The organism is Pseudoalteromonas sp. SWXJ133 (genome assembly GCF_015864365.1).
GTDB lineage: Bacteria > Pseudomonadota > Gammaproteobacteria > Enterobacterales > Alteromonadaceae > Pseudoalteromonas > Pseudoalteromonas arctica.
Window position 1 is genome coordinate 142459 of sequence record NZ_JADYXJ010000002.1, and the last position, 26310, is coordinate 168768.

25 protein-coding genes are annotated in these 26310 nt (G+C 39.5%); 15 read left to right on the forward strand and 10 right to left on the reverse strand.

Annotated elements, in window-relative coordinates:
* Window positions 1-46: 46 nt before the first annotated feature.
* Window positions 47-535, reverse strand: a complete 489-nt coding sequence (locus I6F40_RS02170; RefSeq protein ID WP_197192439.1) for a periplasmic heavy metal sensor — start codon at window positions 533-535, stop codon at window positions 47-49.
* Window positions 536-700: 165 nt separating this feature from the next.
* Here I6F40_RS02170 and I6F40_RS02175 point away from each other — a divergent pair, with 165 nt between their 5' ends.
* The 3 genes from I6F40_RS02175 to I6F40_RS02185 are packed head-to-tail and all read left to right on the forward strand — an operon-like array spanning window position 701 to window position 3734.
* Entirely contained in the window at window positions 701-1390 is a 690-nt protein-coding gene (locus tag I6F40_RS02175; protein ID WP_101163286.1) for a response regulator, read from the forward strand.
* Window positions 1368-2783, forward strand: coding sequence for an ATP-binding protein (locus tag I6F40_RS02180; protein ID WP_197192440.1), 1416 nt, complete (start codon window positions 1368-1370; stop codon window positions 2781-2783). Before I6F40_RS02175 ends, I6F40_RS02180 begins: the two co-directional genes overlap by 23 nt.
* Window positions 2784-2786: 3 nt before the next feature.
* Window positions 2787-3734 carry an alpha/beta fold hydrolase gene (locus I6F40_RS02185; protein ID WP_197192441.1) on the forward strand — a complete coding sequence of 316 codons (948 nt, stop codon included), beginning with the start codon at window positions 2787-2789 and terminating at the stop codon, window positions 3732-3734.
* Here I6F40_RS02185 and I6F40_RS02190 read toward each other — a convergent pair.
* Window positions 3694-4560, reverse strand: coding sequence for a cation diffusion facilitator family transporter (locus I6F40_RS02190; RefSeq protein ID WP_165722175.1), 867 nt, complete (start codon window positions 4558-4560; stop codon window positions 3694-3696). The two genes, I6F40_RS02185 and I6F40_RS02190, sit on opposite strands and share 41 nt — an antisense overlap.
* A gap of 161 nt (window positions 4561-4721) precedes the next feature.
* Between I6F40_RS02190 and trmL the strand changes: the two genes are divergently transcribed.
* Window positions 4722-5186, forward strand: a complete 465-nt coding sequence (gene trmL / locus I6F40_RS02195) for a tRNA (uridine(34)/cytosine(34)/5-carboxymethylaminomethyluridine(34)-2'-O)-methyltransferase TrmL (RefSeq protein ID WP_007582820.1) — start codon at window positions 4722-4724, stop codon at window positions 5184-5186.
* A gap of 69 nt (window positions 5187-5255) precedes the next feature.
* Here the strand turns inward: trmL and gpsA are convergent, their stop codons facing one another.
* The 4 genes from gpsA to I6F40_RS02215 are packed head-to-tail and all read right to left on the reverse strand — an operon-like array spanning window position 5256 to window position 7507.
* Entirely contained in the window at window positions 5256-6263 is a 1008-nt protein-coding gene (gene gpsA, locus I6F40_RS02200; protein WP_007582822.1) for an NAD(P)H-dependent glycerol-3-phosphate dehydrogenase, read from the reverse strand.
* A 3-nt stretch (window positions 6264-6266) separates the two neighbouring features.
* On the reverse strand, window positions 6267-6752 hold the full coding sequence (gene secB, locus I6F40_RS02205; protein WP_010553360.1) for a protein-export chaperone SecB: 486 nt from the start codon (window positions 6750-6752) through the stop codon (window positions 6267-6269).
* 34 nt (window positions 6753-6786) lie between these two features.
* Window positions 6787-7044 carry a glutaredoxin 3 gene (grxC, locus tag I6F40_RS02210; protein WP_165740928.1) on the reverse strand — a complete coding sequence of 86 codons (258 nt, stop codon included), beginning with the start codon at window positions 7042-7044 and terminating at the stop codon, window positions 6787-6789.
* Between the two features lie 31 nt (window positions 7045-7075).
* Window positions 7076-7507: a rhodanese-like domain-containing protein gene (locus I6F40_RS02215; protein ID WP_007376037.1), complete on the reverse strand. Its 432-nt coding sequence runs from the start codon at window positions 7505-7507 to the stop codon at window positions 7076-7078.
* Window positions 7508-7787: 280 nt separating this feature from the next.
* Between I6F40_RS02215 and gpmM the strand changes: the two genes are divergently transcribed.
* From gpmM to I6F40_RS02240, 5 genes are all read left to right on the forward strand, one after another.
* Window positions 7788-9332 carry a 2,3-bisphosphoglycerate-independent phosphoglycerate mutase gene (gene gpmM, locus I6F40_RS02220; protein ID WP_166376414.1) on the forward strand — a complete coding sequence of 515 codons (1545 nt, stop codon included), beginning with the start codon at window positions 7788-7790 and terminating at the stop codon, window positions 9330-9332.
* Between the two features lie 3 nt (window positions 9333-9335).
* Window positions 9336-10475 (forward strand): murein hydrolase activator EnvC family protein, encoded by a 1140-nt coding sequence (locus I6F40_RS02225; RefSeq protein ID WP_024606965.1) that lies wholly within the window; start codon window positions 9336-9338, stop codon window positions 10473-10475.
* A 34-nt stretch (window positions 10476-10509) separates the two neighbouring features.
* Window positions 10510-11775 carry a S41 family peptidase gene (locus tag I6F40_RS02230; RefSeq protein ID WP_166376413.1) on the forward strand — a complete coding sequence of 422 codons (1266 nt, stop codon included), beginning with the start codon at window positions 10510-10512 and terminating at the stop codon, window positions 11773-11775.
* Between the two features lie 49 nt (window positions 11776-11824).
* Window positions 11825-12586 (forward strand): divergent polysaccharide deacetylase family protein, encoded by a 762-nt coding sequence (locus I6F40_RS02235; RefSeq protein ID WP_166376412.1) that lies wholly within the window; start codon window positions 11825-11827, stop codon window positions 12584-12586.
* 423 nt (window positions 12587-13009) lie between these two features.
* The gene (locus tag I6F40_RS02240) at window positions 13010-14056 is read left to right on the forward strand and encodes a GTP pyrophosphokinase (protein WP_166376411.1); all 1047 of its coding nucleotides are present in this window, start codon (window positions 13010-13012) and stop codon (window positions 14054-14056) included.
* Window positions 14057-14372: 316 nt separating this feature from the next.
* Here the strand turns inward: I6F40_RS02240 and rpoH are convergent, their stop codons facing one another.
* From rpoH to ftsY, 4 genes are all read right to left on the reverse strand, one after another.
* Entirely contained in the window at window positions 14373-15236 is an 864-nt protein-coding gene (gene rpoH, locus I6F40_RS02245) for an RNA polymerase sigma factor RpoH (protein WP_166376410.1), read from the reverse strand.
* Window positions 15237-15550: 314 nt separating this feature from the next.
* The gene (ftsX, locus tag I6F40_RS02250) at window positions 15551-16537 is read right to left on the reverse strand and encodes a permease-like cell division protein FtsX (protein ID WP_165727133.1); all 987 of its coding nucleotides are present in this window, start codon (window positions 16535-16537) and stop codon (window positions 15551-15553) included.
* Window positions 16534-17211: a cell division ATP-binding protein FtsE gene (gene ftsE, locus I6F40_RS02255; RefSeq protein WP_007582842.1), complete on the reverse strand. Its 678-nt coding sequence runs from the start codon at window positions 17209-17211 to the stop codon at window positions 16534-16536. Before ftsE ends, ftsX begins: the two co-directional genes overlap by 4 nt.
* Window positions 17212-17298: 87 nt before the next feature.
* Window positions 17299-19521: a signal recognition particle-docking protein FtsY gene (gene ftsY, locus I6F40_RS02260; protein WP_165727132.1), complete on the reverse strand. Its 2223-nt coding sequence runs from the start codon at window positions 19519-19521 to the stop codon at window positions 17299-17301.
* Between the two features lie 207 nt (window positions 19522-19728).
* Between ftsY and rsmD the strand changes: the two genes are divergently transcribed.
* The 6 genes from rsmD (at window position 19729) to prmA (ending at window position 26078) form a co-directional block, all read left to right on the forward strand.
* Window positions 19729-20334, forward strand: a complete 606-nt coding sequence (rsmD, locus tag I6F40_RS02265) for a 16S rRNA (guanine(966)-N(2))-methyltransferase RsmD (RefSeq protein ID WP_166376409.1) — start codon at window positions 19729-19731, stop codon at window positions 20332-20334.
* Window positions 20335-20479: 145 nt separating this feature from the next.
* Window positions 20480-20695 (forward strand): 30S ribosomal protein S21, encoded by a 216-nt coding sequence (gene rpsU / locus I6F40_RS02270; RefSeq protein WP_002957797.1) that lies wholly within the window; start codon window positions 20480-20482, stop codon window positions 20693-20695.
* A gap of 19 nt (window positions 20696-20714) precedes the next feature.
* Window positions 20715-21161, forward strand: coding sequence for a GatB/YqeY domain-containing protein (locus tag I6F40_RS02275; protein ID WP_024590610.1), 447 nt, complete (start codon window positions 20715-20717; stop codon window positions 21159-21161).
* A gap of 244 nt (window positions 21162-21405) precedes the next feature.
* A complete protein-coding gene (gene dnaG / locus I6F40_RS02280; RefSeq protein WP_166376408.1) occupies window positions 21406-23157 on the forward strand; it encodes a DNA primase in 1752 nt (583 codons plus the stop codon).
* Window positions 23158-23281: 124 nt separating this feature from the next.
* Window positions 23282-25129, forward strand: a complete 1848-nt coding sequence (gene rpoD, locus I6F40_RS02285; RefSeq protein WP_007586533.1) for an RNA polymerase sigma factor RpoD — start codon at window positions 23282-23284, stop codon at window positions 25127-25129.
* Between the two features lie 67 nt (window positions 25130-25196).
* A complete protein-coding gene (gene prmA, locus I6F40_RS02290; RefSeq protein WP_197102087.1) occupies window positions 25197-26078 on the forward strand; it encodes a 50S ribosomal protein L11 methyltransferase in 882 nt (293 codons plus the stop codon).
* Window positions 26079-26310 lie beyond the last annotated feature (232 nt).

Here is a 26310-nt window from a genome sequence, read left to right on the forward strand (position 1 = left end):
AAAACCAGCATTACGCTGGTTTTTTAGTATTTACAAAAAAGTAAAATTAGCTTTTTTGTTTACGGTTCTTTTTATTCATACGCTTTTGCATTTTAGCAAATTTCTCTTTTTGCTCAGCGTTAAGTACTTGCATTACTTGGTGTTGCGTTTTTAGTTTAATTAAACCAAATTGCTCACCTTTTTCATGACGTTCATTTAGTAGCTCTTTTGCTGCATTTTCGTCAAATGTTGCCGCCGAAAGTAATGCATCCATTTTAGCTTTATGCGCTTCACGCATCGCTTTACGGGCTTCTTTATCGTCGCCACGCAACGCTTTCATTTGTGTTTTTTGCGCTTCAAAAATAGCTTTTAGCTTAGTTTGCTGCTCATCTGTTAAGCTTAATTTTTCAACGCCGCGCTCAGAAAGTAAAAAGCGAGCTTGAGAATGGCCTTGTTTATGTCCGTCGCCTTTAGCTAATACGCTACCAGCACCAAGCGTTGCTGTTGCTAAGCCACAGATAAGTACTAATTTTGAAAGTGTGTTTAATTTAGTCATAATCATTACCTTAATATTGGGTTGGTTGTGGCTGCTAAGCCAGTGAGTTAACTATACCTAACTCAATGCAAAGTAACGCAAAGCAGTGTAAAGGTTGTGTAAAGATTCACCTTTGCACTATTTAGCGGGTAAAATAACGCTATAAACAACTCTAAGGGTTTGTAAATGAAACTATTAATGATTGATGACGATACGGGCCTTTGTGAGCTATTAAGTGAATATTTAACCGCCCAAGGGTTTGAAATACAAAGCGTACACGACGGTGAGCAGGGCCTTAAGCTAGCACAAGCAAATGACTACGCCCTTATATTGCTAGATGTAATGTTACCAACGCTTGATGGTTTTGAAGTACTTAAACAACTTAGGCAAACAAAACTCACACCGGTCATAATGCTTACTGCAAAAGGTGAAGACTTTGACCGTATTTTTGGCCTAGAGCTAGGCGCTGATGATTATATTCCAAAGCCTTTTAATCATCGTGAATTACTAGCCCGCGTAAAAGCAATAACACGCCGTATTGAGCACATTAATAGCTTAAATGCAGCCACAACGAGTAAGTTACTCGTTAATGGTATTACTGTTAATCTTGCAGCGCGAGAGGCCTCAATAGACGGCTCTACACTAACACTTACTGGTACAGAGTACGAAATACTCACACTATTGTGTAAAAATGCAGGCGAAGTGGTTAGTAAGGAGCAAATTAGCGAAGAAGTACTAGGCAGGCGTTTAGCTTCTTTTGATCGCTCTATCGATATGCATGTAAGTAATATCCGTAAAAAAATAGCTGAGCATATTTCAGGTGAGCGAATTAAAACAATGCGAGGTACGGGTTATGTCTTTATCCAAGGCGAATAAAAGCACTTACTTTGCTTGGTTAAAACACCCTGGGCACTACCTGTTTTTTAAAGTATTTATTTGGTTTTGGTTAACTATAATCGGCACCGTAGCAGCGCTTATATTTTTAAGTAATATAACCGCTATTAATGCGGTATCTAACGAGCCACTTTATGGCCCTATGAAAAAAAACCTAATATACACCGCCAAAAGTATTGAGCGTACTGCCATTAAACATAAGCGCAGCCTAAGTGAAGTATTAGTACACCCTCGCCTATCAAAGCGTAAACTTTTATACTTAAGCGCAGCTCAAAGCGAGGACTCTCTTAGTAGTAAAGAGGTGCCAGAGAGCATCGACTTAAGTTTATTAAACTTCACTCAAAACATGTCACCGCAAATTATTTTCACTGAAAAATATCAAGCCTTTGGCCCTGTTAATATAAACGTGCCTGAAGGGAGTTTTTATCTTTATGAAATAGATATTAACCATCAACCACCGCTAATAATGCGCTTTAAGCTTATGCCTAATTGGATGAAAATAGTCATCGCAATTGTTGCCTCTCTTATTTTAAGCTTTGTATTTAGCCGTAACTTAATAGCCCCTATAAATAGCCTTAAAAAAGCGGCAATTAAACTATCAGCGGGTAACCTAAGCGCAAGAGCCGACATTTCTGTAAACCGAAAAGATGAGCTGGGAATACTAGGGCGAGATTTTAACAGCATGGCTAATCAGTTAGAGCTTTTAATTAGTTCACAAAAACGCTTATTAGCCGACATATCACATGAATTACGATCGCCTCTTACACGTTTAAAAATGGCTACCGGACTTGCACAAATGCAAGCTAACGACGCTAGCCAATCGTATTTATTACGCATAGAAAAAGAAGCTAACCAACTCGATAAAATGATTGCCGACGTGCTGCAAGTTTCTCGCTTAGAAGCAAAAAGCCAAGCGCTTTCACTGCAAAAACAATCATTACAAATAATTGTAGATCACGTTATTAACGATGCGCAGTTTGAAGCAAAACAAAATAATAAGCAGCTAAATATAGTGGGCGCTGTAGACGTAAACATTAATTGCGACGAAGGCCTTATTGCCAGTGCGCTTGAAAACCTACTTCGCAACGCTATTAAATACGCAAATAATACAATTAGCATTACTCTAAAGCATGCTGATGCCATTTATATAGAAATATGTGACGATGGCTCTGGTGTGCCAAATGAGCAACTAAGCAAGCTTTGCGAGCCCTTTTTTAGACAGTCAGATGCGCGGGATCGCGTAAGTGGTGGCACGGGTTTAGGTCTTGCGATTGCTAAAAATGCTATTACTGCGCATGGCGGCAGTTTAGTATTATCAAATAAAGAACTAGGTGGCTTGTGTGCTAATATAACCTTGCCATTAATAAAAGAGTAAAGCATGTTTTATAGTAGTGAGCGTGAGCTTAAGAGTAATCAAATAACAATTAATAACTTTTATAAAAACACGCTAATTAAAGCTTATTTAGATACACCTAACGGGCAATTATTTTATGCTTATGCCATACCAGATAAAGCCAAAAATGCCATTGTAATAAGCTCTGGGCGCCTTGAAGGGTTAGATAAATATAAAGAGTTGTTATGGGAGCTGTATAACAATAATTTTGCCATATTCATAGCCGATCACCAAGGACAAGGCCGCTCTTATCGCCACCTACTAAATAAGCACAAAGGCCATGTTAATCAATTTAAAGATTACAGCGCAGACCTAAACTTATTTAATACACAAATAGTGGATACTCATTGGCAAGGTAAAAAGGTGTTAGTGAGTCATTCAATGGGCGGCGCCATAGCATTTGATTATCTTGTGCATTTTGAACACAATTTTAGTGGCGCGTTTTTATCAGCGCCTATGCTTGATATTTATACAAAAAATACACCAAAGCCTTTAGCTAAATTAATAGCAAGTACTGCAACCCTTTTGGGTCAAAAAGACAATTACGCACTAGGGCAAACCGATTACATACCCGATGAGTTTGCTACAAATGTATTAACCAGCAGCCCAGTGCGTTACGAGCTATTTAGGCAAACATATCAAGAAGAGCCATTACTACAGCTCGGCGGTGTTACTTACGGCTGGCTAAATGCGACGTTTGCATTTATAACTTCTGTGGATAACTTGAGCGTGACTATTCCACTTTATATTGCCAGTGCGCAAAACGACGAAGTGGTTGATAACAATGCCCAATATAAGTTAGCAAACAGGCACGTAAACACTGTACTTAAAAGCTTTGAAGGCGCTAAACACGAGCTGTTTTTTGAACGTGATGAAATACGCCAGCCATTGCTTAAAAGCTTGTATCAGTTTTGTGAGTCGGTGACGGCTTAACAAGTACCGACAAAGGGTCGAGGTGGATCAGTATATCTACCTCAGACTCAAAGCGTTCTTTAAGCATTGCCTCTACTTCATCAGCCACATTATGTGCGCGAATCAAACTTAAATGATCATCAAGCTCTAAGTGCATTTGGATAAACTTAACTTTTCCGCCTTGACGAGTACGAATGTCATGTACGCCGTGTACATCTGCATGGGCTCTGGCTATATCAAATATGCTTTGCTTTTCATCATCTGGCAGCTCTTTATCCATTAAATGATCGGCGCTATCGCGAGCAATATCCCAACTGTTATAAAGCAAATAACCTGCTACACCTATCGCAAAAACAGGATCTGCATACAACACACCATAATAAGCTAACAAAATAGCTAATAGCACAGCGGCATTTAATATTAAATCACCTTTGTAATGTACTGAGTCGGCTTTTATAGCAATTGAATCGGTATACTTAACCACCTTGTTTTGTACAAATACAATGACCAGCGTACACGCAATAGCAAAAATACTTACCCACACACCTAATAAAGAATGGCTTAACTGTATAGGGTTAAATAATCGCTCAATACCATGAAAAGCAAGTAGGCAACCTGAGCCTGCAATAAACGCAGCTTGCCCTAATCCTGCAAGTGCTTCGGCTTTACCGTGTCCAAATCTATGGTCATCATCCGCTGGGCGCAGTGCGTAACCTAACACTAAAAAACTCATGGCGGTGGCAGTAATATCCATTAACGAATCAGTTAACGAGCCAAGCATTGAAGCCGAGCCAGAAGCCAGCCATGCCCATGTTTTTGCGCCAATCATTAAACTAACCATTACCATGGTAACAATGCTTGAAGTTTTAACCCAAAATTCGTAGCTACGGTTATGCACGTTTTAATCCGATAATTAGGAGTACTCAATAGTGTGAGTATATCATTTTTTTAAAAGGTTTCGTGTATACTGCCCTTCGTCAAACTACAGATTATTTTATAAGGCTCATTATGCTGGATATTGTTTTATACCAACCTGAAATACCGCCTAACACTGGTAATATTATTCGCCTATGTGCCAATACCGGCTATGCATTACATTTAATTGAGCCGTTAGGTTTTGAGTGGGACGATAAGCGCGTGAAACGTGCAGGACTTGATTATCATGAATTTAGTCATGTTCAACGCCATGCCTCATTTGAAGATTACCTTGAAAAATGTAAACCAAAAAAAATATATGCATGTACAACCAAAGGTAGTCAGTTTCACCATGAAGCAAGTTACGAAGCGGGTGACTGCTTGGTATTTGGCCCAGAGACTCGCGGCTTGCCTGACGATATGATCCAAGCACTGCCAAAAGAGCAGCGTGTGCGTATTCCTATGCAAGCCAATAGCCGCAGCATGAACTTGTCAAACGCAGTAGCTGTGTTTGTCTACGAGTCTTGGCGCCAGTTGGGTTTTCCTAACGCGCAGTAAATAGCTTTGAGCTAAACAACAAAAAACCGACATAACGTCGGTTTTTTAGTTTTATAAACGCTTATAAAATTATTCAGAACGTTGCTCTCGGCCTAATAGCGCCATTGCAGCTTCTTTCATATCTTTATTTTCATAAAGCACTTTATAAATTTGCTCGGTAATCGGCATTTCTACACCGCTACGCTGCGCTAATAAATACACTTCTTTGGTATTTCTAAAGCCTTCCACTACTTGACCAATTGACTCAATAGCAGCATCGACGCTTTCGCCTTTACCTAACGCTAAACCAAATCGACGATTACGTGATTGGTTATCTGTACACGTTAGTATTAAATCGCCAAGGCCTGCCATTCCCATAAAGGTTTCTGGCTTAGCACCAAGAGCGCAACCTAAACGAGTAAGCTCTGCAAGGCCTCGGGTGATAAGTGCGGTACGCGCATTAGCGCCAAAACCAACACCGTCCGAAATACCGGCACCAATGGCAATTACATTCTTAACCGCACCACCGAGCTGTATACCAATAAAATCATCATTGTTATACACACGGAATGAGCGACCACAATGAAGTAAATCAGCAAGCTGCTGAGCAAATTCAGGTGACGTAGAAGACACTGAAATAGCTGTAGGTGAACCCATCGCCATTTCTTTTGCAAACGTAGGACCCGACAGTACCGCAAGTGGAATATCATCACCCAATTCTTGCAAAGCCACTTCTTGTAACAAACGTCCAGTATTAGGCTCAAGCCCTTTAGTTGCCCACGCTACTTTAGCACCGTCTTGCAATGCAGGTTTGATCTGCGCAAGTGTGTCGCCAAAAGCATGGCTTGGCACAACAACAAGTACAATAGCGCTGCTAGCAACGGCATGTTGTAAGTTAGCTTCAAGAGTAAGAGTATCTGGAAAAGGAGCATCAGGTAAGTAACGTTGATTTTTCCGCTCAGCTGCAAGCGTGGCAACGTCGTCGCTATTTCTTCCCCAAAGTGTCACGTGGTGACCATTTCGGGCTAAACAAATAGCAAGGGCGGTGCCGTAAGACCCCGCCCCTAATACAGTAACAGCTGTAGTTGCTGTACTCATAAGTTATGCGTCTGCTGAAGCCTGGTCAGCTTGCGCAGTACGTTGTTGCATGTATTGTGCAAATAACGCATCAAAATTAACTGGCGCAAGGTTAAGCTGTGGGAAAGTACCACGGTTAACAAGGTTTGAAACAGCTTCACGTGCATATGGGAACAACACGTTAGGACAAAATGCACCTAGCATGTGCGCAAGTTGCACTTCTTCAACTTCAGCAATAGTAAAAATACCTGCTTGTTGAATTTCACATAAGAACGCAGTTTCTTCACCAAGAGAAGCGGTTACAGTTAGCGCTAAAACAACTTCAAATACACCTTCGTCTAGTTTATTAGAGCGTGTATCTAGGTCTAGCTTAACTTCTGGCGTCCATTCTTTTTGAAAAATAGCCGGAGAGTTTGGCGTTTCAAACGATACATCTTTAGTGTAAATACGTTGAATAGTAAATTGTGCGCCGGCTTCTGCAGCTGCTACGTTTTGATTTTCTTCGTTCATTGTTATTCCTAACTTGTTCGTTATTATAATTAAATTAAGCGTTTAGCTTAGCGTCAAGTTTACCTTGCGCTTCAATAGCCATCATGTCGTCGCAGCCACCGATATGTTCATCATTAATAAAAATTTGCGGTACTGTGCTTGCACCACCAGCTTTAGTAATCATTTCGGCACGTAGCTCTGGTTGTACACCAATATCATAATTAGTGTATTCAACGCCTTTGCTATTTAAAAGCGAAAGAGCACGCTGACAAAATGGACAATACGCCTTAGTGTATAAAACAACATTACTCATAATAAATCCTCTATCGGCCTAGCTAAACTGATTAGCGACCTGTTGTAGTTGGTAAGCTGGCAGATTGCCACGCACCCATGCCACCTGCTAATAAGTAAACTCGTTCAAAACCAGCTTTACTCATAGCGGCTGCAGTACCTTGGGCAGTCATACCTGTAGTACATACAACTATAATGGGTTTAGTCTTGTACTTTTCAAGGCTTGAAAAGTCAGATTTTTTCGCATTCTCTGGGCTTAAGTGCTCAGCGCCAGAAATACGTCCTGCATTAAACTCTTTTTGTGCACGTATATCGATTACTTGGCCGTCATCACGGTTTATAAGTAACGTAAGCTGCTGAGGATTTATTTGACGAACAGCTGAAAACTTACTTTTTATCCAGCCACTAACAATAAGGAAAACAATACCAACCCAAGCAAGGCTTAAAATGGGATGATTTGTAATAAATTCAATATATTGATCCATTCTACTTCCACTATGAAATTATGTTTTAAAACGTGATGTTTTAAGGATTTTGTACTTTAGCCACGCAAGTATACCCAAACCAACCTAAAATGCGAGTTTAGGAGTACTTAGAAGCGTTTAAAAAACGATAAAGCCCCCCATATATAAAGTAAGTGAAAAAAATTAATATCTTGTTTTCAATGCTGATCCTAGCTTAAAAACACGGTATGCTAAAACCACGCTAATAAACCTTTTTAGGTGCACAGTATCCATCAACAGATACTAATTTTCAGGAGCTATTATGACAGAGCATAAAAAACCACTGGTATTAATGATTTTAGACGGTTGGGGATACCGCGAAGATACGCAGAGCAATGCCATTCTTGCAGCTAACACACCGGTATTAGACAATTTATGGGCAACACGCCCTCACACATTAATATCAGCTTCGGGTTTAGATGTGGGTCTTCCTGATGGCCAAATGGGTAACTCTGAAGTTGGCCATGTAAACTTAGGTGCTGGGCGCATTGTTTATCAAGATTTTACTCGTATCACCAAAGCAATTAACGATGGCGAATTTGACTCAACACCAGCCCTAGTTGAAAACATAGATAAAGCGGTAAGTGCAGGAAAAGCAGTTCACATAATGGGTCTTTTAAGCCCAGGTGGCGTACATAGTCACGAAGATCACATTGTTGCTAGTATAAAACTGGCTGCAAAACGTGGCGCTAAAGAAGTTTACTTTCATGGCTTTTTAGATGGCCGCGACACACCTCCACGTAGCGCTAAAGCATCAATCGAACGTATTGAAGCATTGTTTAGCGAACTTAAATGCGGTCGTTTAGCGTCACTTGTTGGTCGCTACTACGCAATGGACAGAGACAACCGCTGGAACCGAGTAGAAAAAGCTTACAATGTAATTGCATTAGCCGAAGGCGACTTTAATTTTGATAACGGCGTAGAGGCACTTAATGCAGCATACGAGCGCGACGAAAACGATGAGTTTGTAGCTGCTACAACTATTACACCAACAGGTGCAGAGCCAGCCGAAATTAACGATGGCGACACTCTAATTTTTGCCAACTTTAGAGCAGACAGAGCCCGCGAAATTACTCGCGCTTTTGTTGAGCCTGATTTTGATGGATTCGCAAGAAAAAGAACACCAAAGCTTAGCGCATTTGTAATGATGACAGAGTACGCAGCTGATATAGATGCCCCTGTTGCCTTTGGTTCAACACCGTTAGTAAATGTACTTGGTGAATGGTTTGAAAAAAATAACAAAACACAGCTTCGTATTTCAGAAACCGAAAAATACGCACACGTTACGTTTTTCTTTAGTGGCGGTCGCGAAAGCGAATTTGAAGGTGAAACACGCGAACTAATTCCTTCGCCGCAAGTTGCAACTTACGACTTACAACCTGAAATGAACTCAGAAATGTTAACCGATAAACTCGTAGAAGCAATTAAAAGCGGAAAATACGATGCTATTATTTGTAACTACCCTAACGGCGATATGGTTGGTCACTCAGGTGTATTTGAAGCTGCTGTTAAAGCTTGTGAAGCTGTAGATAGCTGTATCGGACGTGTTGTTGATGCACTTGAAGAGTTTGGTGGTGAAGCACTAATAACAGCCGATCATGGTAATGCTGAGCAGATGGCTGATCTTAAAACAGGCCAAGCGCATACTGCCCACACTAGTGAACCGGTACATTTTATATATGTTGGTCGCGATGCAGAGCCTATGCAAGGTAAAGCATTAAGCGATGTAGCCCCTACAATGCTTCACTTAATGGGCATGGAGCAACCAAGCGAAATGACTGGTACGCCTATCATGATGTTGAAATAACACATGAATAGACGTATTAACCGGTTAATTAAGTGCGGTTTAATACTCACTTCATTAGTGACTGCATCTGCAGTTGCTAATGAGGATCGTACTAAAAAAGACTTATCAGAAGTTCAAAATGCACTTGAGCAAAGCCAAGCTGAGTATAACGCCCAAAGAAAAAAAATAGCGTCGCTACAAAAAAACCTAAAAAGCCATGAACTCGATATAGCTAAAAATGCTAAAGCACTTAACATGGCAGAACAATCAGTAAAAGAAACTAAAACACAGCAAAAAGAGCTACAAAATAAAGCCGATGAGCTCGATAAAAAGCACACTCAATTTCAGAAAATTTTAGCCGCGCAACTTAAAAGCGCCTATATGGCCGGTGGCGACGACTACTCTAAAATGCTGTTAAATCAAGAAGACACTGCAAAATTTGAGCGCACACTTAGTTATTACAACTACTTAAATAAAGCCCGTATTGAACAAATTGAAGATCTAAAAGACCTTCAACAGCAAATAGTACAAAACCAAGAAGAGCTTGTTAAAACACAAGAAAAACTAGCGCTTTTATTTGATGAGCAAAAAAGACGTCAAACTGCATTGCTTAATGCACAAAGTGAACGCCAAGCTAATCTTAAAAATTTACAAGCTCAGCTCAACAGCACCAAAAGTTCAATAAACTATTTAAAAGAAAACCAACAAACTTTAGTAGCAACAATTGAAGAACTCGAAAAAGAAAAAACACAGAAAATTGAATTACTGGGCCTAAATAAAAACAAAGGCAAATTAGACTGGCCCAGCAAAGGCAAGTTAGAGCACACATTCGGCCAACGTAAACATGGTGGTATTGATTGGAAAGGCGTATTAATTGGTGCAAAAGAAGGCACTAATATTAATAGCGTACATAACGGCCAAGTTGTATTTGCCGATTGGCTAAAGGGCTATGGTTGGGTAATTGTTGTAGACCATGGTGAAGGTTTTATGAGCCTATATGGTCATGCCCAAACACTGCTAAGAGATGTAGGCGACATGGTACGCGAAGGCGAAACCCTTGCTTTAGTTGGCCAAAGCGGCGGACAAGCTAGTTCTGGTCTATACTTTGAAATACGCCACAAAGGACGCGCAGTAAATCCTGTAAAATGGTGCAAACGCATTTAATTAAATAAATCGCTGCACCGCTCTGGAGCAGCTGATGACAACTAAAAAAACTGTAGTAACTACCATTGATCAAAAAAATACAGGCTTTTATATAAGTCTGTATTTGCTTGTATTACTAACCTTAATCGCTTTTTCTAGTAACGCACTAGCAAGCTCGATTAAAGATCTTAAAAGACAACAAATAGACGAAATACTCTTTAACATTCATGCCTACTATGTTGAAGATCTCACCTTACAAAATAGCCACCACATTAAATATAATAGCCAACAGTTTGAGCGTTTATATTCAAAGCTCGACTCTTACTCTAAGTACTTAAATGAGCACGAACTAACCTCATTATTTGATAACACAAATGGACGTTACACCGGTATCGGTATTGAGGTTAAAAATATCGACGAGAATATGACTATTGTTAATGTGGTTAATAACTCCCCCGCAAAAGCAGCGGGTATTTTGCCAGGCGATATTATTGTAAGTGTAAACAACCAAGCAGCCCAAAACCTTACAATCGATGAAGTAGCAACACTAATAAGAGACAGTAAATTTTCAAATATAGACCTAATTATAAGTCGTGATAACAATAAAAACCCACTCACGTTTCATGTAGCACGCCGCCAAATAAACCTCGAAAGCGTAACAAGCGAACTTCTAGATTTTGGTACTGGTTATATAGCTATCAATAACTTCTCTAACCACACATTACATGAGGTTGCTCTGCAAGTTGCTGCCCTGCAAAGCCACTTTGGTTACCCACTTAAAGGCTTAGTAATTGATTTACGTGATAACCCAGGGGGTACATTACAAAGCGCAGTAGCGGTATCAGACCTATTTTTACAAAGTGGCACTATAGTGACTACTAAAGGACGTTTTTACGATGCCAACCAAGCATTTTATGCAAAGCGTGGAGACATTCTAAAAAATGCCCCCATTGTTGTACTTATAAATGAAAACTCAGCCTCTGCAGCCGAAATACTTGCAGCAGCACTTAAAGATAATAAACGAGCAACCGTTGTTGGCAGTCAGTCTTTTGGGAAGGGTTCTGTACAATCGCTCATTCCGCTAGGTGACGGCAACACTGCATTAAAGCTCACCACAGCTAAATACTTTACGCCGCTAGGTAAATCGATTGATGGAATAGGAATAACCCCAGATGTGGCGGTTAATCAAACAAACCTTTCACAAAGTAATAAAGCCGTTATAATAAAAAATGAACACACTAACAGTAACGCGCAATTACTTACTGGTAACTTAGCCGACTTACAGTTAGTTAAAGCCAAACAATTACTCAGCATGCAGTAGCTTGTATAAGCTGTTAAACAAAGCTAAAAAGATAATAAAAACTATAAACGTGAAAATAACAAAATGGCTAATATTAGCTATTTGTTTTAGCTCAGCAACAATTAGCGCTAAACAAATAGCAATAGTGATAGACGATATAGGCTATCATCAACGGGACTTAGAGTTCCTTTCCTTACCAGGGCAATTGTCGTATTCAATTTTGCCCCATACTCCTTATTCGCAAATTTTTGCAACGCTTGCTAGTCAATCAAATAAAGAACTATTACTTCATGTACCTATGCAGGCACTTAACGGTAAAGAACTCGGACCTGGCGCGCTTACTTTAAATATGAATAAAGAGCAGCTTCAGCAAACTCTAGGAACCGCTCTCGCTAGTTTACCGCAAGTTAAAGGCGTTAATAACCACATGGGCTCAGCGCTTACGCAGCAAAGCCAAGCTATGAAGTGGACAATGGAAGTGCTTAAAAAGCGCCATTTATATTTTTTAGATAGCCGTACAACAGATTTAAGCCAAGCACAAAATGCTGCTAACTTTTTAGGTGTTGCCAATATTAGTCGCCAAGTGTTCTTAGACAATATAACTACACCAGAACAACTGCAGCTAAGGCTTGAAGAATTAAAACAACTAGCCATCACTCATAATTCCGCTATTGCAATTGCTCATCCCTATCCAGAAACAATCGAATTTTTACGTCATGCCTTACCCGAGCTAACTAAGCAAGGTTTTGAGCTCGTGCCGGTTTCGCAATTAGTAGAAAGAAAATATATACAGCTCGCACAGGCCGAGCATAAAGGTATAAGTGCGCGGTAAAACGGTCAGATCAGTCAGCTGTCAAATTGTAAGTTAAAAGCGACAAGTTGCAAGAGAACAGGTACTAGGAGAACAGCATAGGCCGTCGTTATATTAACTACCGTAGGTTGTGGGTTAAAGCAATAAAAACCAACGATATAAGAGTAAAATTGAGTGACAGTTTGCATCGATTACCCGACATTCACATAGCTTAAAACTTAGCTCTATAAGTATAGAGTTTACAATTTTGTTCGATACATTACTACCCGCCGTTTTGATACAAAATAAGAAGCTTTGAGTTTTTGTTATTTTAATTACTTGTTTACAAATGTACCTGTTGGTGAAATTATTACAACCTGTAAAATCAACCGTTTTGAGATGTTATACACCACAAGTAAAGCGGACTGAATAAGCTACGAGCTTTGCACTGAACATTGGAAATCAATGGAAAATAAGTTAGTTGATTGGTATATAAAAAATGAACCTATCTACAAAAGATTATCAAAAAAAGTTGAGTCGTTATTGTCAGAAGTCTTTGAGATAAACAATACCCCTTACCATTTAGTTAGCTCTAGAACTAAAACGATCGATAGTGTTAGGCATAAAGGGAAAAATGATAAATACACAGATCCAATAAAAGAAATTCAAGACTTTTCTGGTGTGAGAATTATCACATATGTTGAAGACGAAATATCAGTTATATGTCAATTAATAGAAGAAAATTTTGCTATTGACCCTGCCAATAGCTCAAATAAAAGTGATGCATTAGGAATCGATAAAGTTGGCTACAAATCAGTTCATTACGTAGCTAGTTTAAAAACAGACCGAATGAAACTACCTGAATATAAACAATTTCAAGACAAAGTATTTGAAATACAAATACGAACTATCTTACAACATGCTTGGGCTGAAATTGAGCATGATCGAAATTATAAGTTTTCAGGGAAACTCCCTGACGATATTAGTAGACGCTTTAAAATCGTAGCCGGCGTTCTAGAAATGGCGGACCGAGAATTTAACAATATCTCCCAAGAAATAGATATTATTTCAGAAAATACAAAAGAGGCTACAAACTCTGGAAATTTAGATATTCCAATCACATCGGTTTCAATGTCACAGTTTTTACAAAATGTATTTTCTGAAAAACTATCGGAAGGCTATACATTTAATGCCGATCATGAAGCCGAAGGTATTAATGAATTAGAGCTTTTTGGAATAAGTATGTTAGACAATTTCTCCCGCATTTTCACAGAAGATGTTAAAGAGCTATATTTTTTAATGATTGACGGAGAATATATCTCTGAAATTGGCGTTATTAGGATTAGTATGATTCTTGCTGATTACAGTAAATATTTTGAAGTAGCTTACCCGAATACCTATATAACTTTTGGGTTGGACGAAGAAACCGAAGAAGTTAAAGCTATATTTAAGCGTAATAATGTTGATTGGGATGATATTAATGCTAGGTTTGGTGTTTCATTGCACCACTAATAAAATAAATTTCTCAATACAGCTTCCTCCAAATCATGATAGCTGTCGCCTCTAATATTGAGTAGAGGCAAATAAATCCAGAGGGTTAAAGCTTGTTTTCAGACAACCGATAATAGAAAATACTGACGCTAATTGGTCGGGTATTTTTTCGTTGGACCCCGTTGGGTTTCGCTGCGCTCAAACCAACCTACATTAATAGCTCTAAAGCGCAGCGCCTCTAAATCTCTTTGTGAATAATTCACTTAAAGCGCCTATCTAAAGCAAAAAGCCCCACATTTTCATGCAGGGCTTTTAAATTTTGCTGCTTGAACTGTGTTTAGCTCATAGCGCTTTGTAATTTTTTCATTGCTGTTTTTTCAAGCTGGCGAACACGCTCAGCAGATACACTGTACTTGTGTGCAAGCTCTTGAAGAGTCGCTTTATCATCCGACAACCAACGTGCGCTAACAATATCTTGTGAACGTTCGTCTAGTGTTTTAAGTGCGCTAAATAAACGAGTATGCGCTTGCTCTTTCCATTGTTCTTGTTCGACGTCGTCAGCTAAATCAGCTGCGCCATCTGTTAAATATTGCACTGGAGAGTACGTACTTGTTGGTGCGTCGTCGTTATCGTCGCCCGTTAGGTCAAAGCCCATGTCTTGGCCACTCATGCGCGATTCCATTTCACGAACTTCTTTCTCACTCACACCTAGCTCACTAGCAACAGTGCTAACCTCAGCTTGATTAAACCAACCTAAACGCTTTTTGTTTTTACGAAGATTAAAAAACAATTTACGTTGCGCTTTAGTGGTTGCAACTTTAACTATGCGCCAGTTTTTAAGCACAAACTCGTGAATTTCGGCTTTAATCCAATGCACTGCAAACGATACCAAACGTACACCCACTGAAGGGTCAAAACGTTTAACCGCTTTCATCAGGCCTATATTACCTTCTTGAATAAGGTCAGCTTGTGGTAAGCCGTATCCCGAGTAGCCTTTAGCAATATGTGCTACAAAGCGTAAATGCGACATAATGAGTTGCTTGGCAGCACTAAGATCGCCTTCTTCCTGAAGCTTTTTAGCAAGTTCTTGCTCTTGTTCAACCTTAAGCATAGGGATAGTGCTTACCGCTTGAAGGTAACCGTCCATGCTTGCGCTTTGTTGTCCGACTGTAAGTGCCATTGCGTATAAATCTTTACTCATTTTTCACCTCGGTGATAAACATTTGAAACTATCTTAGCACTCTTTCTTTAAGAGTGCTAACCCCAATTTAAAACTTTTTTAAAGTATAAATCAAGCAGTTTTTAGTATGTGTTTAGTCTACTACAAGCGACTGAATAAGTGATGAATTGAGGGGCTGCAGCAGGTTAACCTCGCTGCATCACCTTATTTACAACTCATTACTTCATGGGAGGATAGTACATAAATATGACAGTTTTAATAACAGGAGGTACAACCCAGTTCGGTACGATACGCATATCAAGCTGGGTTGGTTCACTTATAGTTTGCAGGATTGTTTATACTTTATCGGGTTCTATTTCTTTAATATATCGATTTACAGAAAGGTACGAGCCTACAAATCCTAAGCTTGTTGCAAGTAACACTAAAAAGCCGAGCTCATTAAGCGATAATCCAATTAACGAGAAGCTTGTTTGATACACCCCCGCTACACTACTCACAGCGCTTGAAAGCCACCACATCATTAATCCTACGCATATAAAGGCGAATAAACCACCTATTACACCATACCAAATACCGGTCCACAAAAATGGGGCATGTATAAAGGTGTTAGTTGCGCCGACTAGCTTCATTACTTGTATTTCTTCTTTTTTATCCATGATCGACAAACGGATGGTGTTACCAATAATAAGCGTCACTGAGGTAAGCAGTAATAATGCGATGGTTATTACACTTTCTTTCAGTAAATCTAGTAATGCATTTAAACGCTCTAGCCACGCTATATCGAGCTTACCAAAATCAACTTCACGTTCACTTTCTAATTTAGTTAGCAGTACTTTAGCGGCATTTGGGTGTCTGTGACGTTTTGTAGGAGTAACAAGTACCACATCAGGTAATGGGTTTTTATCTAAGTACTCTAAAGCTTGCCCAAAGCCAGATACGTCTTTAAATTCTGTTAGTGCTTTTTGCTTTGATATAAATTCAACGCTTTCCACTTCTGGATAAAGTGCTAAACGCTTTACTAATGTTTGCGTTTCTTGCTCGTTCATACTTTCTTTTACAAACAACGATATTTCACTCGCTTCTTCAAAACCACTACTTACTTGCTGTACGTTTTTAACAACGAGATAAAGTGTTGCAGGTAACGTTAGGCTCAAACCAAGTACAGCAATAGTCATCATAGATGCAAGCGGCGTACGCCACATTTCACCTAAGCTATGAACACCTTGGCGAAAAATATTAATAATGAAAAAATAGCTGCCAGCTAATACTGATTTTTTTTGCTTGTCGTTACTATTTTGACGACTTTTAAAAAGTAAACTCATAGTGCTCCCTCAGCGAGCGGATCTTGAAGCATGCGGCCATCTTTTAAGGTTAGACTGCGGTACTTCATACGTGCAACCAAACCTAAGTCATGCGTCGCTATAAGAACAGTGGTGCCGTGTTTATTAAAGTCCTCAAACAGCTTTAGGATTTCCATTGAAAGCTCAGGGTCTAGGTTACCTGTAGGCTCATCGGCTAACAGAATTGGCGGGGAATTTACGATTGCTCTGGCAATACCAACACGTTGCTGCTCGCCTCCAGAGAGCATAGACGGATGACATTTTATTTTGTCTATCAGGCCTACTTTATCAAGCGCACCATGAACACGTTTAGCTATTTGCTTATGGTGAGTACCCTCAATAATAAGAGGCAGTGCCACGTTATCAAAAATAGTATAGCGCTCTAGTAAACGGTGGTTTTGAAAAATAATACCTATATCACGGCGAGCATAAGGAATTTGACGCGAGTTTACTTTATTTAAATCAACACCGTTGATAAATACACTGCCTGCCGATGGACGTTCCATTAAGCTAATTAACTTAAGCAACGTACTTTTACCCGCACCACTGTGGCCGGTTAAAAAGGCAAGTTCACCCGGTTTAACATGAAAATTAACTTTTTCGAGGGCGCGGTGCCCTCCAGGATAAGTCTTACTTACTTGCTGAAAATTTATCATTTTTTTATTATGCCAATTCAATTAGTTTACTAATAAAATTGGTATTCCTCGCAATTAAAAAGGGAGCAAGCTCCCTCTTTTGGTAAATTAAACGTCGTCCTCATCTTGGCTAAATAACGCATCAATAAAGTCATCGCTTTTAAAAGCGCGTAAATCATCAATACCTTCACCAACACCAATGTAACGAATTGGAATATTAAACTTATCTGCAACCGCAAAAATAACACCACCCTTTGCAGTTCCATCAAGTTTTGAAAGCGTAATACCAGTTAAGCCAACGCATTGATTAAATAAGTTCACTTGGCTAATTGCATTTTGACCTGTGCCAGCATCAATGGTTAGCATCACTTCGTGCGGCGCATCAGGATCAATTTTTTTCATAACACGAGCTATTTTTTCAAGCTCCTGCATTAAGTTATCTTTATTTTGCAAGCGACCCGCTGTATCTGCAATTAACACATCTATATTACGTGCTTTTGCAGCTTGGAATGCATCAAAAACAACCGATGCACTATCTGCACCCGTATGCTGTGCAATAACAGGAATGCTGTTACGTTCACCCCAAACCTGAAGTTGCTCAACAGCAGCCGCTCTAAACGTATCGCCAGCAGCCAGCATAACCGACTTACCTTCGCTTTGAAATTGCTTAGCCATCTTACCAATAGTCGTTGTTTTACCAACGCCATTTACGCCCACCATTAAAATAACAAATGGCTTTTTATCTTTGGTAATTACTAAAGGCTGTTCAGCCGTTTTTAGCATCGCCGCCATTTCTTGTTTCATTAACTCATAAAGCGCATCACCATCTTTTAACTGCTTACGGTTTGCAGCATCAGTTAAGCTATCAATCAACTTCATGGTGGTATCAACGCCTAAATCGGCGGTGAGCAGCTGTGTTTCAAGATCTTCAAATAATTCGTCATCTATTTTTTTACCACTAAAAATAGATGCAAAACCAGAACCTATATTAACGCGAGTTTTTAACAAGCCCTTTTTAAGACGAGAGAAAAACCCTTCTTTTTTCGGCTTTTCTGCTTTTTTAGCTTCTTCTATTGCAAGTTCTTCTGCAATGCGTTCTTGCTCTAAACGCTCATTTTCTACTTTTTCAGCAGTAATGCGCTCTTGCTCTAAACGCTCGTTTTCTGCTTTTTCCGCTGCAATGCGCTCTTGCTCTAAACGTTCGTTTTCTACTTTTTCAGCCGCAATGCGCTCTTGCTCTAAACGTTCATTTTCTACTTTTTCAGCTGCAATGCGTTCTTGCTCTAAGCGCTCATTCTGAGCTTTTTCAGCAGCAATACGTTCTTGCTCTAAACGCTCATTTTCTACTTTTTCAGCAGTAATGCGTTCTTGCTCTAAACGCTCACTCTGAGTTTTTTCAGCCGCAATACGTTCTTGTTCTAAACGCTCGTTCTGAGCTTTCTCAGCAGTAATACGTTCTTGTTCTAAGCGCTCGCTTTCTGCTTTATCAGCAGCAATGCGTTCTTGCTCTAAACGCATTTGCGCTTCTTGTTCTGCTAAACGTTTTGCTTGATCTTGTCTTTGTGCTTCAGCATCTGCTTGTTCTTTTGCTAATAACTCAGCATTCGCTTGCTCTATTGCAAGCTTTTCAGCCTTTACAGCTTCATCCTTTTTTTCAAGGCGTATTTGCTCTAGTCGCTCAGCCTCTATTTTTTCTGCAGCCAATCGCTCTTGCTCTAACAGCATCTGCGTTTCTTGATCGGCTAAACGTTGTGCGTGTTCTTGTCTTTGCGCTTCTGCATCAGCTTGTTGTTTTGCAAGTAATTCAGCATTGGCCTGCTCAATGGCAATCTTTTCTGCGTTTTCAGCACGCTCTTGCTCTAAACGTTTTGCTTCAATTTGTTCAGAAGCAATACGCTCCAGCTCTAAGCGCTCTGTTTCGGCTTCTGCTTTTAAACGTTCAGCTTCAGCTTGCTCCTGTGCTAGCTTTTCTTGCTCTGAACGTTTAGCTTCAATTTTTTCAGCAGCAATACGCTCCTGCTCTAAGCGCTCTGTTTCGGCCTCTGCTTTTAAACGTTCAGCTTCAGCTTGCTCCTGTGCTAGCTTTTCTTGCTCTAAACGTTTAGCTTCAATTTGTTCAGCAGCAATACGCTCCTGCTCTAAGCGCTCTGCTTCGGCTTCTGCTTGTAAGCGTTCAGTTTCAGCCTGCTGCGCAAGCTTTTCTTGCTCTAGCTTCTGCGCTTCTTCTTGCGCTAATGCTTGTTGTTTATCAGCGGCTGCTTTTTGCTCTGCTTCTTTTTTATCTGACTTGCCAAAACCGAGCCACGACATGAATTTACTTTTTTTTGTCATACTTGCTAATAACCACTTATAAAAATCTGATAAACTAAAATTTGAAATAGCTTGGCAATGCCCAGCAATAGTTGCTAATAAATACAACCATTCAAAACGTAAGTGTTCAATAGTAACACTTTTAATACGGTTGAAAAATGAAGCTACACGTAATCACCCATAATATTATCTGAGCTAGATACCATATACCATTTTTTAGTGAGCTAAATGAGAAAAAAAACAACGCAAAATAAAGCTACTAACAAGCCCAGTGATGGCTTTATTAGAGTGATTAGTGGCCAATTTCGAGGCCGAAAACTCCCTGTTAAAAATGTAGAAGGCTTAAGACCTACTACCGATCGAATTAAAGAAACTGTATTTAATTGGCTAATGCAAGATACGCGTGACACAAATGTACTTGATTGTTTTGCAGGTTCTGGTGGGTTAGGATTTGAAGCGCTATCTCGATTTGCTAAAAACGCCACATTTATCGAGCTCGACTCGTCAGCTGCCAAGCAATTAGAACAAAACATTAGCACTTTAAAGCTCGACAACGCATACGTTAAACATACTAATTCACTCTCCTTTTTAGAGCAAAAAAACACAAACGAAGCGTTTAATCTTGTATTTGTTGACCCACCATTTCGTAAAGATTTAGCGCAAACAACCTGCGATTTATTAGAAAAAAACCAATGGTTAAGCGATGATGCATTAATTTATGTTGAAGTAGAAACAGAGTTAACCACCTTCAAGAACCCGAGCAACTGGTTGTTAATTAAAGAAAAAAAGGCAGGCCAAGTGTTTTGCAAACTCTACCAGCGCCAATCAAATTAATACTGTTTTACATGATGCGTTTCTGTTAATATTGTCCTTTACATGTGGTGTTGCTTCGGATTACAATACCGCACCATTTTTGAACCACTTGATCAATGTTTGATCAACTTGAGCAACGCTCATAATTTAGGTAGGTGAATTTTTAATGCCAGTAATTAAAGTAAGAGAGAACGAACCGTTTGACGTAGCACTTCGTCGCTTCAAGCGTTCATGTGAAAAAGCAGGAATCCTTTCAGAAGTTCGTCGTCGCGAGCACTATGAAAAACCAACAGCTGAGCGTAAGCGTAAAAAAGCTGCTGCAGTAAAACGTCACATGAAAAAACTTTCTCGTGATAACGCACGTCGCGTTAAATTATACTAATATATTAGGTCTTGTATAAATGAGCCTTTTAATAACGCTAAAAGATGCGCAAAAAGATGCGATGAGAGCTAAAGACAAATTACGTCTTAACCCTATTCGTATGGTACTTGCTGCAATCAAGCAACGTGAAATTGACGAGCGTATAGAACTAGACGACGCAGGTATTACCTCCGTTATAGTGAAGCTTGTTAAACAACGTCGTGACTCTTACACTCAGTACAAAGATGCTGGGCGTGATGATTTAGCTGATATTGAAGCCAATGAAATAGTGGCACTTGAAACTTTCTTACCTCAAAAATTGAGTGAAGAAGAAATCATTGCTCTCATTGATGCGGCTATTGCTGATACTAACGCAGCAGGTATGCAAGACATGGGTAAAGTAATGGGTATAATCAAAAGTAAAGCCGAAGGTCGTGCCGATATGGGCAAAATCTCTGGTTTAATTAAGCAACGATTAACTGCCTAATACTCCCACATACATTAAAGTATGATTGAAGTGAACCGAGCCTTGCGCTCGGTTTCTTTGTTTTTAACTTTGATAAAAAGTACACCTACTAGGTTACTTTAAAATGAAATTTTTTATAGCTTCCCTATTTATTTTGCTATCATTTTGGTAAGTTAAAGCACGCTATACTTTGCATCAAGCAAGTATAAAAAAGTAAATTTCATATTCGTTATTCTTCTTATTATTTCAGGACTGTATTTTACTAATGGCTGGAAATATCCCACGTAACTTTATAGACGATTTACTTGCCAGAACCGATATTGTCGACCTGATAGACTCAAAAGTAGGTCTAAAAAAAGCAGGTAAGGATTATCAAGCTTGCTGCCCATTTCATAACGAAAAATCGCCCTCATTTACCGTATCGCAAGACAAACAGTTTTATCATTGCTTTGGTTGTGGTGCTAATGGTAATGCTATTTCGTTTGTAATGGAGTATGAAAAGCTTGAGTTTGTAGATGCTATTGAAGAAATAGCAAGCATGCTTAACTTAGAAGTACCTCGAGAACAGGGCACAAACTCAGCACCAGAACGTACTGCTGCGCAAAAGCGCTCTGATTACGATTTAATGCTTCATACTGCGCGCTTTTATCAGCACCAATTAAAACACCACAGTAATTCTGCCGCCGTTATTGAATATGTAAAAGGCCGTGGTTTAAGTGGTGAAACAGTTAAAAAGTTTATGATTGGCTACGCTCCCAGCGAATGGGATGGATTATGTCTTCAGCTTGGCCGTAATAAAGAACAAAAAGAGCAATTAGTTGAATTAAAGCTAGCTTCAGAAAAAACACCAGGCAGACAATTTGATTTTTTCCGCGACCGATTAATGTTTCCTATTCGCGATAAACGCGGACGCGTTATTGCATTTGGTGGGCGTGTAATGCAAGCCGACCAAGGGCCAAAATATTTAAATTCGCCAGAGACCCGAATTTTTCATAAAGGCTTTGAGCTATACGGACTTTATGAAGCAAAGCAAGCCCATAAAAAACTTGAGCATGTAATGGTTGTGGAAGGTTACATGGATGTTGTTGCCCTAGCCGAGCAAGGGATTGAATATGCCGTTGCATCACTAGGTACCGCAACAACAAGCGAGCACATGCATACGCTGTTTAGAACAACAGATAAAGTAATCTGTTGTTACGATGGCGACAGAGCTGGCCGTGATGCAGCTTGGAGAGCGCTTGAAAACGCACTTCCTTATTTAAATGATGGTAAAGCACTGCAATTTACTTTTTTACCCGATGGCGAAGACCCAGACTCTCTTGTACAAAAAGAAGGTAAGGAGCAATTCGAATTGCGCCTAAGCCAAGCAGATGACTTTACCAAGGTATTGTTTAATAAATTAAGCCAAGAAGTTGATTTAACACTCGACTCAGGAAAAGCTAAATTACTCAGTGCAGCACTTCCATTAATTGAAAAAATCCCAAGTGAATTTTATCAAGAAAACATTCTTGAACAATTAGGGCGTTTAATCGGAAGAACACGTGAGCAATTAAATAACCGTTTGAAAACACCAAAGCAACAGCATTCGATTGAACGTAAGTTTAAAATAACACCAATGCGTCAAGCGATTGGTATTTTAATTCAACACCCTAACTTAGCTAAAAATGTGCCATATTTACCTGAACTCGCACAAATGAATATTGCTGGTATAGGGCTATTATTACGCTTACAAGAGCAAGCTTTAGAAAAAGAAAGCATTACCACAGCGCAACTACTCGAATTTTTTAGAGGAACTGAAGATTACGAGCCCTTAATCAAGCTTGCAACGTGGCAACACGACATAAATGAAGAGCGTTTAGAGACGGTTTTTAAAAATACTTTCAAGTTTATTGAAGATCAGTGTTTAAATTATCGACTCGAGACCCTATTAATAAAGGACAAGACTCAAGGCCTTAGTAGCGACGAAAGACTTGAGTGTCATTTGTTAATGACAGCGTTAAAAGCCACTAACAGCTAGTCAAAATTGATTTAAACTGTTATACTGTGCTATTCACTGCGTCACATTATTCTAGTTGGCTTTAATGCAAACTACATGATGGCGCCTGTTGTATCAACTTATCAGAGTGGAAGAAACAATCTCTATGGATCCAACTCCTCAGTCACAATTAAAACTTCTGATTCAAAAAGGTAAAGAGCAAGGCTACTTAACTTTTGCAGAAGTAAATGATCACCTTCCACAAGACATTATAGACTCAGATCAAGTAGAAGATATCATAAGCATGATTAATGATATGGGTATCAAGGTTAGCGAAAACGCGCCTGATGCTGATGAATTAATGATGCAAGAAACAACGACAGACGAAGACGCAGCTGAAGCTGCCGCTGCAGCCCTTGCGACTGTAGAAAAAGAAATCGGCCGTACAACGGATCCGGTTCGCATGTACATGCGTGAAATGGGTACTGTTGAACTTCTTACACGTGAAGGCGAAATTGTAATCGCTAAACGTATCGAAGAAGGCATTAACCAAGTACAGATTTCTGTTGCAGAGTACCCTGAAGCAATCACTTACCTGCTAGAGCAGTGGGATAAGTTTGAAGCTGAAGAAATGCGTTTAAGCGATATCATCGTTGGATTTATCGATCCTAATGAAGATACAGCGCCAATTTCAGCAACTAATATCGGTTCAGAATTAAGTGCTAAGCAACTTGATGACGATAAAGATGACAAAGATGATGCTGATAGCGATGACGAAGATGAAGAAGAAGTAGACACAGGGCCAGATCCTGAAGAAGCGCGCATTCATTTTGAAAATTTACGTGATTTATACAATAAAGCACGTGATACGTTTGAAGCTAAAGGTCGTTCGCATCCTGAATCACAAGCCGCCATTTTTGAAATTGGTGAGCTTTTCAGAACCTTTAAATTAATACCTAAACAGTTTGACCGCATGGTAAATAACATGCGTGAAATGATGGATCGTGTTCGCGTTCAAGAACGTCTAATCATGAAACAAGCTGTACAAATTGCTAAATTACCGAAGAAAACATTCGTTAAGCATTTTGCTAATAACGAAACTGACGCTTCATGGGTTGATTTAGAAATTTCGGGTAACGAAAAGTATTCAGCTAAACTTGAAGAAGTTAAGCCAGAAATCATTCGTAGCATTAATAAATTATCTGTTATTGAACAAACAACAGGTTTAAGCATTGAGCGTATTAAAGACATTAACCGTCGAATGAGCATTGGTGAAGCGAAAGCACGCCGTGCGAAAAAAGAAATGGTTGAAGCTAACTTACGTCTTGTAATCTCAATTGCTAAAAAATATACAAACCGTGGCTTACAATTCTTGGATTTAATTCAAGAAGGTAACATTGGTCTGATGAAAGCAGTTGATAAGTTTGAATATCGCCGTGGTTATAAGTTCTCTACTTATGCTACGTGGTGGATACGTCAAGCAATCACTCGCTCTATTGCTGACCAAGCAAGAACAATCCGTATTCCAGTACATATGATTGAAACGATTAATAAACTTAACCGTATTTCTCGTCAAATGTTACAAGAAATGGGTCGTGAGCCAAATCCAGAAGAATTAGCAGAACGCATGATGATGCCTGAGGATAAAATCCGTAAGGTACTTAAGATTGCTAAAGAGCCAATTTCAATGGAAACACCAATCGGTGATGATGAAGATTCTCACTTAGGTGACTTTATCGAAGATACAACTATTGATTCGCCAATCGATTCGGCAACAATGGAGTCTCTTCGTGGCGCAACTAACGATGTACTTGCAGGCCTAACAGCCCGTGAAGCTAAAGTACTACGTATGCGTTTTGGTATTGATATGAATACCGACCACACCTTAGAAGAAGTAGGTAAACAGTTTGACGTAACACGTGAACGTATTCGTCAAATAGAAGCGAAAGCGCTGCGTAAATTACGCCACCCTTCTCGCTCAGATTTACTGAAAAGCTTTTTAGACGCTAAATAATTTAGCGCTACTATATAAACTAAAAAGGCCGCTATAGCGGCCTTTTTTCTATTTGAAGGAAATAATCATGGCTTGGATCCAAATTCGTATTAACGCCAATGCTGCAACAGCAGATGCAGTAAGTGACCTATTAATGGAAGCGGGTAGTGCTTCAGTAACCTTTATTGACGCAAAAGACACCCCTATTTACGAACCCAAAATTGGCACCGTTGTATTTTGGGCTGATACAACAGTAATTGGCTTGTTTGAAGCTAATCACGATATGAATGAAGTCGTTGCGTTATTGAAACGCCATGATGAACTAAAAGACAATTTAGTATACAAAATAGAGCAGCTTGAGGATAAAGACTGGGAACGTGAATGGATGGATAACTTCCACCCTATTCAATTTGGTGAAAGGCTATGGATTTGTCCAAGCTGGCGCGACATTCCAGATCCTGATGCAGTAAATGTACTGCTTGACCCTGGCCTTGCCTTTGGTACGGGCACACATGCAACAACGGCCTTATGTCTTAAGTGGTTAGAAAGCCAAGATCTAACAGGTAGAACGGTTGTTGATTTTGGTTGTGGCTCAGGCATTTTAGGTATTGCAGCTATAAAACTAGGCGCAGAGCGCATGATTGGGATTGATATTGATCCTCAAGCGCTTGAGGCAAGCCTCGATAATGCTAACCGTAATGGCGTTGCAGACAAACTTGAAGTATACCTTCCAGAAAACCAACCTGAGTTTACCGCCGACATAGTAGTGGCAAATATATTAGCCCAGCCACTTCGCGAATTGCACAGTGTAATTTTAGGTTTATTAAAGCCTGGCGGCAAGATTGCAATGTCGGGTATTTTAGAAGAACAAGCACAATCAGTTGCTGATATTTATGCACCGTTTATTGAACTAGATGACATTGCCGTTGAAGGTGATTGGACTCGAGTAAGTGGCACTAAAAAAGCGTAATAAACTGCATAACCAAATTTAGAGCATTAACTCAAAACCTGCATGTAAAGCCTGTATTTAACAGGCTTTACTATTTTTTTACATATTAAAAGTTTTCTGATTATTGTGTAAAAAATAAAACTTGTATAAATTTCAAACAAATCAACCTACTTGTCATGTGGTTATCAAATGTCAATACGAAAAGGGCAAAAAAAAGTTACTTTTGTTCAATTTATAGCCTTTGATTTTTGTG